We start from the raw sequence: 13,991 nt of genomic DNA on the forward strand, positions 1-13,991 counted from the left end.
TACTTGCCCCTTATTAGTAGCAGTCTTAACTTGTGAAGGTCTTAGTTTTTTGGAACGCAATATCGTAGTGAGAATCAAGACGTTTTGCGGCGAATATCAAAGCAATATAGAAGGTGAGAGCACCTATGACTAACGCTAGTGCGGCACCGCCGATCATGAGTGTCAGATTTTCAGTAAAGATACCGACACCGATCACAATGAGCGCCGGCAGAGACGGCACAAACACCAAGAACATGGCAGCAAAACTAGAAATTATCGCGTCACCACCGCCACTATTTTTGGCGCTCCCAGGCTCAGGCGCAGGGTATGGCAGATAGACCGAAACAAGCATTGCGACCCCCCAGCAGCCAAGCAGGAAGCCGAGCGCAAGCGGCAGTATCACTCCAATGTATTGTGGTGTCTTATGCAGCACCGGCACAATAATCGCCGCAAGGCAAACCATCGGCGCCATCACGCTGCCAGCCGCTACGTAGCGCCCAAGCAGATTAGCGCGGTTATTAATACCAGCCGTGATGTTCACCCATGAGCTTGGGCCGTCTTGTCCAATCTCGTTCGCTAGCATCAGACCGCCCATCCACGCCACGATTAACACACCCATAAAGCCCATAAACGGGGTATCTTGGACCACCGACATCATAATAAAAAACGCAGCCATCACTGGTGTGAGCAAAATTGCCAAACTGTAGCGTATATCGCGACGCCAGTAGCGCAGCGCCTTTCCTGCAACCGCGCCAAGTGCATTCTGCGGTAACCAGCGCGGCACCAAAGCCGTCACCTTTGCAGCTTTTGTTTCACTGCTGCCGGATAACGCCATCTGTTGGCCGCGTTCGAAAGCCACCTCCCACAGTTTCCATAGGATTGCAGCGCTCGCACACAGCACAAAAACTCGCAGAATCGCGCCGAGAAAATCACCAGATCCAAGCGCCGGAGCGATTGCGAAAGCCCCGCCGAGTGGTGTCCAGCTGAGAATTTCTGCAAATATGCCGCCGACCTCCACAATAGATGTAAGTAGATCCGTATCTGCTGCCTGGAACAGTAGGGAGGTGCCGTAAGCAACAATTATCAGCGCAACGATACTGAGAGCGGTGAGAAGTTCACGTTTACGCTTTGAGAGACGTAGGCCCACACGCCAGGCGCTAATCGTCTGGGTAATGAGCAGCATCAGCAGCAGACCGGCTGCGTTTGCCGGAATCAAAACGATCAAATATAGAACGACATTCAGCCCGTTCAATGCCCCCGTGCCGAGCAATTGGAAACCCCAAATAAGCTGAAATACGGTTTGCACCACTACTACTACAGCCAGCACCCAGAAGGGAATAGAAATCGCTGCCGCAATAAGCAGCGGCTTCTGCAGAGATTTAGCGCTGCGACCAAAGGTTGCAAACCTGCGGGCGTCGAGTGCGCTATCACCGCCGAGCGAAAAAAACGCAGCAGAAAGCCACAGCACAGCTATCAGCACTCCAACGCGGGCAACGTTAAAGAAAAATTCATTAGTAAGATACGTACCACTTACAGTTGTATAAACCAGGAATGCACCATAACCCACTAAGGCCATTAGGCCATAGAGCATCAGCAAACCGGTTGTTAGAATGACGTTCCAGTTGTTTTTAAAACTGCGCGACAGCAGCTTCCACCGCAGCCCAGTAATTAATTTCACTGATTCAGCCATGACAAATCTCCCTGGTGTGCTTCGGCCCCAACGATTTCAATGAATCGTTGGGTGAGAGTGCCGCCAGCACGCACCTCGTCTAGGGTGCCCGCCGCACGCACCTGACCCTCAGCAATAATCGCGACGTGCGTGCAGAAACCTTCAACCAATTCCATTACATGGCTGGAGATCACAACAGTGCCCCCGCGCTTTACATACTCCGTTAAAAAGTCACGAATCGTCTGCGCTGAAACAGGATCAACTGCTTCCAAAGGCTCATCTAGAATTAGCAGCTGTGGCGCGTGAATGAGCGCACAAGCGAGCAGAATTTTTTTTGTCATACCCGCTGAATAGTCGGTCACGAGTTTGCCCTCAGCGTCTGCCAGACCGAGAGTCTCCAGCAGTGAGTTAGTGCGCTGCTCAACAGTATCTGCATCCAGACCACGAATAAGACCGACGTAAGTTAAAAGCTCACGACCGGTCAGCCGGTCAAAAGTGGGCAGACCGTCTGCGAGCACACCCATCTTAGATTTCGCAGTGTTGGGATCGCGCCACACATCGTGCCCGAGCACCGACGCACTCCCCTGCTCCGGGCGCAGAAGACCGGTAGCCATACTTAACGCAGTAGTTTTACCGGCCCCGTTTGGTCCGACAATGCCGTAGCACGATCCGCGTGGGATTGTGAGCGATAAGCCCTGCACAACCCAACGCCCGCTGTAAGATTTCGCCAGCTCCTGCATCACCAAAGCAGGAGCTGCAGCGCTCGCATCATCGTTATTTTCGTCAACTGTTTTGAGCACTTCATCATCCATACTTTCAAGGCTAGCAGTGCTGTTCATTTACGCAAGATAGTAAAAATCGGCTGCCGAGATAATTTCCACTATTGTTAGCGGTATGCGTATTTTGTCTATCCAATCAGCGGTGTCATACGGTCATGTCGGCAATTCTGCGGCGGTTTTCCCGCTGCAGCGCATGGGGCATGAGGTGATGCCTGTCAACACTGTGCTGTTCTCCAATCACACCGGTTACGGCGCGTGGCGCGGCCCGCTCATCAGTGGCGATGATGTCACCGACGTCATCACCGGCATTGATGAGCGCGGCGGCTTAGCAGACACAGACCTGGTTATCTCCGGCTATCAGGGCAGCCATACGATAGGTGATGCGATTCTTGGCGCTGTTGAGAAGGTGCGCGAGCGCAATCCGCAGGCTGTTTATTCTTGCGATCCAGTGCTCGGCAACCGGTTTTCAGGCTGCTTCGTTTCTCCTGAGGTGCAGGAGCTGATTCGCGATCGCGTTGTGCAGCACGCAGACATTATCACTCCAAATCAGTTTGAGCTGGGTTTCTTAACAAACACCGATCCGAGCGACCTTGAATCAACGCTCGAGTCTGTGCGCAAAGCGCAGGCGATAGGCCCCAAGACTGTGCTTGTCACCAGCGTCTTCCGCCCTGATGCGCCAAGCGACACTATCGAAATGCTCGCGGTGCACGAAGATGAGGGGTGGCTCATTCAGACACCACGCCTCGGCGGCAAAACCAACGGTTCTGGCGATGTTACCCAGGCTCTTTTTGCGTCACACTTCGTAGGCGGCAAATCCCTCAAAGAAGCGCTCGAGCTCACCACCTCTAGCGTTTTTGAGCTGCTTGAAAACACCCGAGCCGCAGGCACCCGCGAACTGCAGCTGATCCAATCACAAGAGGCATACGTCAGCCCCAAGCACAGTTTCGTCGCGGAACGCGTACTCTAATTATGGCCCTGCAAAACAACCGTCCTGTTGCTGTTATCACCGGCGCCAGCCGCGGCATCGGCCTGGCCACCGCCACCCTGCTGGCAGAGAGCTTCCACCTTGTTCTCGTAGCGCGCAATGCCGAGCTGCTGCAGAAACTGGCTGCTGACTTTCCGAGCGCCCAATATTTTGTGGCGGATCTTGCGTCTGCGGCCGACACCGCCAAGCTCGTGGCGCAACTGCAGCAGCTTGATCGTATCGATGCCTTAGTGCACTCAGCTGCTGTCATTGGCTACGGGCCGATAGCTGCCGTTGATGAGGAAGCAGCTACTAGCTGGCAAAATATTTTTGCGGTTAACGTGACCGCTGTTGCGCAGCTGACAGCCGGACTTTTACCGCAATTACGGCAGTCACACGGCACGGTTGTTGCCGTCAACTCTGGCGCTGGTCTAAACGCAGGGTCTAACTATGCCTCATACGCTGCCAGTAAGTTTGCGCTCAAGGCAGTGACCGACTCACTGCGTGCGGAGGAAGCGCCCAACGGTGTACGGGTGACAAGCGTGCACCCGGGGCGTGTGGCTACAGATATGCAGAAACAGTTACGTGCGGCAGAGCATGGTGAGTATCATGCGGCAGACTACCTGCAGCCAGAGACAGTTGCCGCTGCGATCCAAAATGCTATTCTGGCGCCCGCTGCAGCAAGCGTCGATATGATTAGCGTGCGTCCGCTGTAGCACGTTAAAATTAAGTGTTGCTTAAGTCCAAACTACGAACAGAGAGCACACGTCTAAATGCTTAATCGCACTTCAGCCGAGAACAGCGAAACAACAGATCTGAGCAAACAAAAGTTTCTTGGTGAAGATCGTTGGTGGCATCTGACCTTTGGCACGATCATGGCCGCCACGCTTATTTTCTTCCTGGTTTGGGCGCACGGTTACGTGCCCGCCGGCAACTTCAATATGTTGCTAATCGCGGCTATCGCGCTCGGGCTGTTTATGGCCTTTAACATCGGCGGTAATGATGTCGCTAACTCCTTTGGCACCTCAGTAGGTGCCGGCACGCTGACGATGAAGCAGGCGCTGCTTGTTGCGGCAATTTTTGAAGTAGCTGGCGCGGTAATAGCGGGCGGTCAGGTCACCGAAACGGTGCGCAGCGGGATCGTAAATCTAGATGTTTTCACATCCTCTCCCCTAGATCTTGTCTACATCATGATGGCCGCTCTTTTGGGGGCTGCGGTGTGGCTGCTGATCGCAACGAAGTTTGGTCTGCCGGTTTCTACCACGCACTCAATTATCGGAGCTATCGTCGGCGCCGCACTCACCACCGGATTTATCAAGGGCAACAATGGTGTGCTCGGAACAGTGCAGTGGAATCAAATCGGGCAAATTGCTGCGAGCTGGGTGCTTTCCCCGCTGCTCGGCGGCATTGCAGCCTACCTCCTGTTCGGGTTTATTAAGCGGTATATTCTGCTCTACAACGAAAAAGCGGATCGCCGTCTCGCGCAGCTCAAACAAGATTTTATGGAGCAGACCAATGCTTCTGAGGAGTCTATCGACCGGATCGGCCTGATTCAGCTTTCGGCTTATGCAAACGCACGCCTGCCAAAGCAGGAGTCAAAGGCGATTGCCAAGGAAGCGCGCGAGGCTCTAGCACAGGGTGACGATCCGACTATTCAAGCGAAATACGATCATGCTCTGCGACAGCTTGATAAGGGTGTTTCTGAGGTGCAGGCGCACCGCGCGCTGACAGTGTGGGTGCCGTTGCTGGGTGCGGCTGGCGCGCTCATTATCACCAGCATGCTGCTCTTTAAGGGCCTGAAGAATTTAAACTTAGAGTTTTCTCAAGTGCAAACAATAACTATTTTGATTATGGTTGGCACGCTGACTTGGTTTGCGCTCATGGTGTTTGCCAACACCTTAAAAGATAAGAATCTTTCTCGCGCGACCTTTATACTCTTCTCGTGGATGCAGGTGTTTACAGCGGCCGCGTTTGCTTTTTCTCACGGCTCGAACGATATCGCTAACGCTATCGGCCCTTTTGCAGCGGTGCTTGATGTGCTGCGCACCGGCGCTGTGTCTGAGGAGGCTGTCGTCCCCAGCGCTGCGCTTTTCGCCTTTGGTGTTGCGTTAATCGTTGGCCTGTGGTTTATTGGGCGTAATGTCATCCGCACGGTTGGTTCCAACCTCACCAAGATGCACCCAAGCTCAGGTTTTGCTGCCGAACTTGCCGCCGCCATCATTGTGATGCTGGCCTCACAGTTTGGTCTGCCGGTTAGCTCAACCCACATCCTGATTGGTGCAGTGCTTGGCGTTGGCATGGTTAATAGCGCCGCCAACTGGCGCATGATGCGTCCAATTGGTCTTGCCTGGGTCATCACACTGCCAGTTGCTGCTTTAATCGGCGCTATCGGTGTGGCCGCTCTGCAGTTTATTTTTAATTAACCCAACAATGCAATATGGCCTGAACGTACTTTGTACGTTCAGGCCATATTGCTAAGTAACCCGTGGGGCTTCAGGTTACTAAATGCTTCCTTTACTGTGGTTGGTATTCGAGTTAAATATCGAAAACTTACTGCACACAGGTTGTGGTTATAGCGGTCACTATGAAACAAAACTTGGGGTTAAAGGATAGCAGTAAACCTCACCACGGTTTGCAGCGGCACACGCAATAATCGGGAACACAATTGACATCACAAGAGCTGCAAAAGCGATTATGGCTCCTATGATTACAAAAATAATAGGGAACACAAACACAGACAGCGGAATGCCAACTAAAATGAGCAGCCACGCAGCCACAGACCAAATAAACATCATGATGGCAAAGTTAAGCGCATTTGCCGATGCCTGCCTGATAAATTGGCTGCGTTTCCGATTCAAGATGTAAAGCACTAAAGGAACCAGCCAGCCAATTGTGCCAGCTGAAAATATAGTTCCAATCGGCATCGCAACATGCGATATCACTGCCATGTTTCGCTCTTCGCTTGAAGGCGTTACGTTTGTTATATTATTCATTTTTCTTCTCCCAGCACTGTTGCATTAATTGCGGTGACCAGATCCGCATAAAGGTCTTCAACATCTTCGATACCCACAGAAAGCCGCAACAGAGATTCAGGTATCGAGTCAGGCTCAGCAGCGTGCCGGCGCCGGCGTTCAACCAGCGACTCTACCCCACCAAGGCTCGTTGCGGGCGTCCACACCTGCAGCGCCCGCAAAACATCGTCGGTTTGCTCAGGGGTTGCGTCCAAAGTGATAGAGAGCACGCAACCAAAACTCTGCATCTGAGCGGCAGCCCGCTCATAGCCCGGATCTTCCGGCAGCCCCGGGTATCGAACCGCCTGCACAGCAGGGTGGTCTTTTAGTCGCCGTGCGAGCTCAAGCGCATTCGCATTAGCTTTTTCAACGCGCAGAGCAAGCGTGCGCACACCGCGCAAACCAAGCCACGCCTCAAACGGCCCTGCGATAGCACCGTTGCTGGTGCGATATGCCTGCATTGCATCATAAAGCTCTTTATTTGATGTAACGGTGATACCCAATAAAACGTCTGAGTGACCGGCGATACTTTTAGTCGCAGAGTGCGCAACTATGTCTGCGCCCAACGCCAACGGGTGCTGCCCGAGCGGGGTCGCAAAAGTGTTGTCGACTGCGGATACAATACCAAGACTCTTCGCAGCGGATAAGATCGCAGGCAAGTCAGCCACTTCAAGCATTGGGTTAGTTGGGCTCTCCAGCCACAGCAGCACCTTTGGCGCTGCGTAGTTTACCGAGTTTGCATCAACCCCCGCTGCTGCAGCAGCATTAGTCAGGTCTTCTAGCACTGACTCAGTATTTTCTATATCTAGACGAACGACTTTCACAACGCCGCGCTGCTCTAACTGATTAGCGATCGTGACGGAAGCCATATACGTGTGCGCTGGCATCAAAATAGTTCCGCCGACCGGCACCAGGTTGAGAACGGAGGCGACAGCCGCCATACCGGAAGCAAAAAGCAAACCGGGCAGCTGCCCGCCTTCAAGGTCGGATATTACCTGCTCGAGCCCATCCCAACTCTGGTTTGTAAATCGCGCGTAGCTGTCTATTCCCGATGGCCCCACCTGCCGGTATGTTGAGGACATCTGAATTGGTGGGTTCACCGGAGCATTGTGCTCGTGCGCTGGGCGCCCTCCCACTACCAGTCTTGTGCTTGGCGATAACTCTGGCTGTTGTGTCATGCTAAAAAAATCTTTCGCTGTTGTTTGTGTCGGCTGCTGCTGATGCTGGCTAATTAGGTTGTTAATTTTTGCGCTCTCGCACGGGGTGACCAGACAGTATTGACACCCGGTTAAACATATTTATAGTTGCGGTGAGCAGCTCAGCGGCGGCAAATGCTTCTGTGCCGAGAGTCTGTAGTGCGCCAGCTAGATCCGCAAGAGAATCTTCTGTGAGTGGCAGGCGTGTGCCCGCTTCAGCAACCGCGAGCAGAGCCTTCATGCGCTCATCGTAAATATTTGTTTCTCGCCAGGCAGGGAGCAGATCAAGCTGCTGGGATGTTAGACCCGCGTCGCGTGCTGCGGTTGTATGCGCCTCGAGGCAGTATGCGCAACCGTTCAGCTGCGAAACTCTAACCATAATTAACTCGCGCTCAGCCGCAGAGATGCCGTGACCCTGGACTGCTTCGTAAACTGCATCGTTATAAGTCAGCGCAGATTTCCACGCTGCTGGGGTTACCTTATCGATGTATGGTCGCTTCACTTTTACTCCCTATCGTCTTTACAGTCTCAAATATAACCCTAGAGAGTATTGGTTTATTTCGCTGTTATTTTTAAAACCTGCGTAACTTTTGCTGACGAACAATAATTTTGATAGGGTTAGAAGCTCCACGCTAGTGGAATGATGGTTGAAAATTTGATAGCTATAATGCTTCACTTTCAAATCTCAATAATTAGGGGCCGATCGGTTTCGACACGTCGATTTGAGACATAGAGAAGCGAGCCGAGGATGCAAGTTATCTCGTAAACGCTCTTGCAAAAAATAGGTGCAGAATCAAAGCGCACCGACTTCGCTCTCGCTGCCTAAGCGCGAGAGACTGAAAGTCCGTCAGACAGGGTTTGCTCTCGCCCCTGCTTCTGGCGTCATCCAGAGAGCTTGCTGATTTAACGTGTTGCAGGTTAAATCAGGACTTTTTACTGCAGCTGGGCCTGTCGTTCAAGGTGTTCGTAACAATGAACGGGGTCGAGTAAAACATTTAACGAACTACGCTCGTAGAAGGCTATGAATCATCGAAGTGGACCCGGGTTCAATTCCCGGCGGCTCCACCAGACCGGATGCATTCCACCATCACATTCTTGGTGAGAATTATGCGGAAAAACCTCTTTGATGCTTTTCATGGTTGACGAGCTTGGGTGGGCTCTACTGATAGGCTTGCTCCGGAGGATGAATCATGGACGATCTTTTACTCTCTGCTCGGGAACTTTCGAAGAAGTACGGCAAGAATAGCTCGTATGCCTTAGAAAAATTCAATGGTGATTTTTCCGCAGGTGAGTTGGTTGCTGTAATAGGCTCAAATGGCGCAGGCAAATCGACCTTGTTCGATATTTTAGGAGGCCTGATTAAGCCAACCAAAGGTGTGCTAAATACATTTGTTGATAACACCCAAATCGGATGGTGTCCACAGCGTGAGGTCATCGATTGGTCCCTAACTGTCCGCCAAAATATTTCTCTGGGTTTTGAACTGAGAACTGGGTCTTTTCGACGCTCTGATCAGATTGAGCAGGTTGCTTCGCTACTCGGGTTGGCGGGATATTTAGACCAAACTGCAGAGACTTTATCTGGCGGCGAGCTGCGCAGAACACAGATTGCGCGCGCTATCATCGGTAACCCAAAATTAATGATTCTGGATGAGCCAACAACCGGGCTAGATCCTTCAGCAATCGATACGGTGTTCAAATACTTGAAATCGCAAACTATGGCGGGTGCAACAGCACTGGTCAGCACTCACGAAACATCTAAATTTGCTAACTACTGCACACGAGTAATAGCGATTGATCGTGGGCGAGTCATTAAAGATATCGAAGCGGCCAAATTTATGGAATATGCGCCACAGAGCAACGATCTCTGGGATGCCTTTAAAGCTTGTGTAGAAGACCGGGCGTAGGTAATGAAAAGATCACTTATTCTGACCAAATACCATCTTGCTTCTTTGTGGAATTGGCGTAGCGTTTACTTAAGCCGGATCATCGAGCCTGTGGCCTACTTCATATTCCTAGTGGCTGGCATTTCTGGCATAGTGTCGAACGGCCTGTTCACAGATTATGCATTGTATGCGTTAACAGGCATATTCTGTTTACTAGCGTTTCGGACATTCACTTCCACAGTCTCTGATGTCTCCAATGATAGGAAGTGGGGCGTTTATGCGATATTCAATATGCAAGGGGGAAGCCCAGGCGCTTATCTACTGACGATAATTGCTGTGAGCGCCTTAGTTTTCTTGGTGCAAGTGGGAATTCTGCTGATTGCCTGGGGTCTAACGGGCGGCATGGGTGTTACTGGGCACGCATTTATAACGACGCTCAAAGGCGTGGGTATCGCATTTTTCATTGTTGCGGGATGGGCTGGACTTGGCGCGGCTATCGGCGCTCTAGTCGATAGCTACTACACAAGAGACATGATATCCACGTTAACCTCATTACCGGTTATTCTTTCCGCACCGCTATTTTACAAATTGGATTTTGCGCCGCAATATCTGGTTTTTATTGCGCAAATTAATCCGCTTACATACCACGTTCAGTGGGTGCGGAATGCGGATGTTTATAGCCTAATTTTCGCAATTGTTTGGGCGCTCGTATGTTTTTCCATTGGAACTTTCGCGTTGCAAAGATCTGATCGAGTTAGCAAAGAAAGATAATTTTAAAATTATCCTTGCTGCTTTTCCCATCTAGAAGAGTCTCTCAGAATCACGCGATTCTGAGAGACTCTTCTAAGTGAGAGATGCCTAGAGCGAGTCTCCTAGTTTGCGTTCCAGTTTGATCCGCTTCCTGTTTAGCCGAATTAGAGCAAATGTGTGCTGCGCGATAAGCGTGCCAATCTCTCTCGCCGAGGGCAGGTGACGGTGAGCGAGTTCCTGATCAATCTCTGCCTCACGACCGTCTGCTTTCATCTCTTCAATGAGTGCTTGCGCTTCTTGCACAGAATCTTGCGATAGCGGATTAGCGGCAATCGCTTTTTTTACCGCTTCCAATTCAGCACGAAGCTGCGTTCTATCTTGTTTTCTAAAAAGCATCATCGACCTCGAATACAGTAAAATGCAGCCTTACCAAATGTTAACCAAAAACTACCCATTTGTGCTGATTGAAGAATACTTGCAGAATTAATACCCATACCTACGAGACAGCGTAGGAGCCATACGGGAACAATAAATGGGTCAGCTACTACCGGATAGCTGTCTGAGGAGAGTGCTTGGTGATCCACGACCTGAATAAGGGTGTCGCCAGCAATTTCGTAATGCGTGGACACGGGTTTACCCTTGGCATCAATAGCCCACGGTCTCTCTACAAAGGCTGCTAGCGAACCGTCAGCATTAAATACCGCCGGAACCCCATCTTTGAATTCAAGTATTTGTCCCTTCTCAAGATCAATTTCATACTCATATTCCGTTGGGGCGCTAGCATTGTTAATTGTCGTTAGCATTTGCACACCCCCATCGCCAATAATTACACTCTCCGAAAAACCATCCTCACTTAGGTATGTAACACCTCCTTTATCTAGCGGCACTGCCTTTTCCCATTCAACGGATGGAGCTGGAGTGACAGTAATGCTTGAAGAATCCGGAGAATCAAGCGTGATTCCCTCATTGAGATTCTCCGGGATAGTCACTTCGCCGGATCCGAGTGAAATAGCGCCAATTGATTCATGCGGCATTACAGAGGACTCGATAATGAGCGAGTCATTATTAATAGCAACTTGTTCGAGCGCTGCTTCCACCTCCTGTACGTTAGCGAAAGATATATCTGCACTTTGAGCAGCATCGGTAATCCCTGAACTTAGGAATACCAACGATACTGATGTCGCGATTGAAGTTAACACTTTAACGGTCTTTTTCATGTACACTCTCCTTTCTGTGTCTGGTCAGCTGTGCTGAGTGCTCTTACAGGTATGCCAGTGGCATGGCTGCGTTCTTTGTCGCAACTGTTGACATCACACCATAAAGTGTCAGCCGTGCAACACTGATGAATGTCGAGGTACGACCCTGACATTCATCAGTGTTGACAAGTTCCGCCGACTAGTAGATTCGAAGAGCCAAGAAAACTGGACAATACAGAAAAGTTATGGTGACGGAGATGACAGGATCTGCAAAGAAAACTGGTTCTCGGTTGTTGGCGCTGACGACTGCCGGGCTGCTGAGCATGGGGCTGACTGCCACGCCGGGCGCGGTAGCATTTGCCGGCGAACCAAAGATCGAACCGAAGAGCACGACTGTGGCGGAGGCGGGCTACGGTAACCTATTGTGTAAATTGTTTCCGGATTGGCGTATATGTAAGAAGAAGTGATGTGCGCAGGAGATTTCGAGGGTTTTCGTGGTACTACACGCCCACGAACAAGGGGCTATAAATTAGCATATTTCAATACGGCTGCTGTCACGGTAGTCCTAGAACTGATGCTGACCCTACGCCTTGATTCACCGAGTAACTACACCACTGTTGTTCTGGTTGGACTTTCTTTTGTATTAGCTGTGGCTCCGTGGATTGGGCTTTTAGGAGATCTTTTTTATATCGCGCTTTTTGTAGCCGTGGGTCTATCTGATTACGGCTCCATATTCACATTTCCCGTGTTTGGCATATTTCTTATCGCCGTAGTCTGGATGATTGAGCATCATGCAATTCGAGTGTGCTTGTTACTAGTGGGGGTGGCGTTGCTCGGGATTGTATTAAGCGACAATCCATTACCGCGCACAGCAAGCGAAGTAGTTCTTGGTGCAATTGTGCTTGCTATCGGTATAACACTCAGAGCATTCGTCGATAAAGAATCAAAAACTGCGCATGAGCTTGCGACTGCTCGAGAGGAATCACGTCGAGCGCTCTACTCAATCCGGGGCGAGTTGGCTGCCCAATTGCATGACACGATCGCAAAGGATCTTGCCCAAATAGCGATATTGGCGCAAAACCTTGCTGCAGCCCACCCTGATATTGCTGGCAAAATCAATCCGCTTACAAATATTGCTCAAGATGCTTCCCGTCGGCTGCGGCCGATGATTATGGATCTCAACCTTTGCGCAGATACACCAAGTTTAAGCGCGGCTGTAAAAGAATCCGCAGCGATGCTACGCTTACGATCTATCACGCTCAACACGAAGATGGTTGTCGATATCGACCAGCTGCTATCACGTCATACTTTGCTTACCGCTGCCTTATTCGTGCGTGAAGCAGCTAGCAATGCACTGAAATATGGGCAAGCTGAATCCACGGTAGAGCTCTACGTGGATCTCGATGGTAACGAAGTAGCGTTAATGATGAGTAATCAGATTAGTACAGAGCCGATTGATCACGCACTGACAGGCGTGTTCGGACTGGCGAACTTGCAATCACGGATTGAGAGCGAGGGTGGAAACTTAAGTTTCGCATCTACCGGATCCCAGTGGATTATTAACGCCACTATTCCTAACCTATCCCCCAGCAATGTAGGAGGTGCCGATGAGTGAGGGCATTCGTATCCTGCTCGCTGACGACGATCATATCATTCGTGACGGCCTTGCCAACTTGTTGAGCCTACAAGATGGAATCACTGTGATAGCAGCTGTCGAGAATGGGCAAGCGGCGTTACGGGTCTTAGTAGACCAGCGAGTAGACGTGGCACTGCTAGATGTGGATATGCCTGTCCTAGATGGGGTGGGCACAGCAAAAGAAATCGGGCGAATGTATCCCGATGTTGCTGTGGTGATGTTGACGGCGTTCGAACATGTAAGTTCGCTCGCACATTCCTTAGCACATAACGTACGAGGGTTTCTCACCAAAGATATTCCGGCTCCTGAGCTTGCCCAGTTGCTCAAACAAGCTCACAGCGGCCAGCGTGTGTTCGGGCCACGCCCGACCCAGATACTCACAGAGTCTTATATGGCATCCGGTAAAAACGATCCCGCCTATGATGATTTCAGGCAAAAAGTAGACCACCTCCCAGGCTATCTACGTGCCGTGTTTGATCTGCTCATTCAAGCCCTGCCAAACAAAACCATCGCCCGCGAGCTTGGGATTACCGAAGCTACAGTGCGTTCGTATATTTCTGAACTCTTCACCGCCACCGGCTTTACCAATCGAGGCGAACTCACCATCACCGCCATCAAAGCTGGATACTAAACACAATCTGTCTGGCCGAGCTACTGTCGTCACGATACTCGCTTTGTATCATCGTCGGCAGCGGCATAGCTCCAGGAGGGGAAAGTGTCGATCTCTCGCTTGTTATATGCGAAAAAGAGTCAAACTGGTTTACCCAATGGAGTACTTTTAGCCATAGGTATTGAATAAAAGAATTAGTTAACGTTAGTTATAGGCAGTTGCTTAATTATCGAATCAGCAATAACGTCACCCAGGATCTTATTGACTCAAGCTGACTCGCGTTTGAGCGAGCGAGTTGGTAAACGCAGCAAAAGTCAA

General features: G+C 50.8%; 14 protein-coding genes and 1 other RNA gene. 8 read left to right on the top strand and 7 right to left on the bottom strand.

The window, feature by feature from the left end; translation table 11 throughout:
* Positions 1-25: 25 nt before the first annotated feature.
* The gene (locus HCQ99_RS02505; protein WP_166985261.1) at positions 26-1,669 is read right to left on the bottom strand and encodes a hypothetical protein; all 1,644 of its coding nucleotides are present in this window, start codon (positions 1,667-1,669) and stop codon (positions 26-28) included.
* The gene (locus HCQ99_RS02510; RefSeq protein ID WP_424945184.1) at positions 1,654-2,487 is read right to left on the bottom strand and encodes an ABC transporter ATP-binding protein; all 834 of its coding nucleotides are present in this window, start codon (positions 2,485-2,487) and stop codon (positions 1,654-1,656) included. Before HCQ99_RS02510 ends, HCQ99_RS02505 begins: the two co-directional genes overlap by 16 nt.
* A 55-nt stretch (positions 2,488-2,542) precedes the next feature.
* Between HCQ99_RS02510 and pdxY the strand changes: the two genes are divergently transcribed.
* Genes pdxY through HCQ99_RS02525 form a run of 3 tightly spaced genes read left to right on the top strand, consistent with a single transcriptional unit; the run spans position 2,543 to position 5,814 of the window.
* A complete protein-coding gene (gene pdxY / locus HCQ99_RS02515) occupies positions 2,543-3,394 on the top strand; it encodes a pyridoxal kinase PdxY (RefSeq protein ID WP_166985264.1) in 852 nt (283 codons plus the stop codon).
* Between the two features lie 2 nt (positions 3,395-3,396).
* Complete coding sequence (locus tag HCQ99_RS02520; protein WP_166985267.1) at positions 3,397-4,107, top strand: SDR family oxidoreductase; 711 nt, start codon at positions 3,397-3,399, stop codon at positions 4,105-4,107.
* Positions 4,108-4,164: 57 nt separating this feature from the next.
* Entirely contained in the window at positions 4,165-5,814 is a 1,650-nt protein-coding gene (locus tag HCQ99_RS02525) for an inorganic phosphate transporter (protein WP_166985269.1), read from the top strand.
* Between the two features lie 159 nt (positions 5,815-5,973).
* Here the strand turns inward: HCQ99_RS02525 and HCQ99_RS02530 are convergent, their stop codons facing one another.
* The 3 genes from HCQ99_RS02530 to HCQ99_RS02540 all read right to left on the bottom strand — a co-directional run bounded on the left by HCQ99_RS02530 (position 5,974) and on the right by HCQ99_RS02540 (position 8,100).
* On the bottom strand, positions 5,974-6,384 hold the full coding sequence (locus HCQ99_RS02530) for a DUF4870 domain-containing protein (protein WP_166985272.1): 411 nt from the start codon (positions 6,382-6,384) through the stop codon (positions 5,974-5,976).
* Entirely contained in the window at positions 6,381-7,580 is a 1,200-nt protein-coding gene (locus tag HCQ99_RS02535) for a trans-sulfuration enzyme family protein (protein WP_166985275.1), read from the bottom strand. The genes HCQ99_RS02530 and HCQ99_RS02535 overlap by 4 nt, the downstream gene beginning before the upstream one ends.
* Before the next feature lie 61 nt (positions 7,581-7,641).
* Positions 7,642-8,100 (bottom strand): carboxymuconolactone decarboxylase family protein, encoded by a 459-nt coding sequence (locus HCQ99_RS02540; RefSeq protein WP_208317147.1) that lies wholly within the window; start codon positions 8,098-8,100, stop codon positions 7,642-7,644.
* Positions 8,101-8,293: 193 nt separating this feature from the next.
* Here HCQ99_RS02540 and ssrA point away from each other — a divergent pair.
* From ssrA to HCQ99_RS02555, 3 genes are all read left to right on the top strand, one after another.
* Positions 8,294-8,666: a transfer-messenger RNA gene (ssrA, locus tag HCQ99_RS02545) on the top strand.
* Positions 8,667-8,788: 122 nt separating this feature from the next.
* Positions 8,789-9,502, top strand: a complete 714-nt coding sequence (locus tag HCQ99_RS02550; protein ID WP_166985278.1) for an ATP-binding cassette domain-containing protein — start codon at positions 8,789-8,791, stop codon at positions 9,500-9,502.
* 3 nt (positions 9,503-9,505) lie between these two features.
* Positions 9,506-10,252 carry an ABC transporter permease gene (locus HCQ99_RS02555; protein ID WP_166985282.1) on the top strand — a complete coding sequence of 249 codons (747 nt, stop codon included), beginning with the start codon at positions 9,506-9,508 and terminating at the stop codon, positions 10,250-10,252.
* Between the two features lie 87 nt (positions 10,253-10,339).
* Here the strand turns inward: HCQ99_RS02555 and HCQ99_RS02560 are convergent, their stop codons facing one another.
* Both HCQ99_RS02560 and HCQ99_RS02565 read right to left on the bottom strand, forming a co-directional pair.
* The gene (locus HCQ99_RS02560; RefSeq protein WP_166985285.1) at positions 10,340-10,627 is read right to left on the bottom strand and encodes a hypothetical protein; all 288 of its coding nucleotides are present in this window, start codon (positions 10,625-10,627) and stop codon (positions 10,340-10,342) included.
* Complete coding sequence (locus HCQ99_RS02565; RefSeq protein ID WP_166985288.1) at positions 10,627-11,448, bottom strand: hypothetical protein; 822 nt, start codon at positions 11,446-11,448, stop codon at positions 10,627-10,629. Before HCQ99_RS02565 ends, HCQ99_RS02560 begins: the two co-directional genes overlap by 1 nt.
* A gap of 445 nt (positions 11,449-11,893) precedes the next feature.
* On the opposite strand from HCQ99_RS02565, the gene HCQ99_RS02570 reads away from it, so the two are divergent.
* Together HCQ99_RS02570 and HCQ99_RS02575 are read left to right on the top strand one after the other, a co-directional pair.
* Positions 11,894-13,042, top strand: coding sequence for a sensor histidine kinase (locus HCQ99_RS02570; RefSeq protein ID WP_166985291.1), 1,149 nt, complete (start codon positions 11,894-11,896; stop codon positions 13,040-13,042).
* The gene (locus tag HCQ99_RS02575) at positions 13,035-13,694 is read left to right on the top strand and encodes a response regulator transcription factor (RefSeq protein ID WP_166985294.1); all 660 of its coding nucleotides are present in this window, start codon (positions 13,035-13,037) and stop codon (positions 13,692-13,694) included. Before HCQ99_RS02570 ends, HCQ99_RS02575 begins: the two co-directional genes overlap by 8 nt.
* The last annotated feature ends 297 nt before the right edge of the window (positions 13,695-13,991 follow it).

The sequence above is a fragment of the Canibacter zhoujuaniae genome (assembly GCF_011752015.1).
In the GTDB taxonomy this organism is placed as follows: domain Bacteria; phylum Actinomycetota; class Actinomycetes; order Actinomycetales; family Microbacteriaceae; genus Canibacter; species Canibacter zhoujuaniae.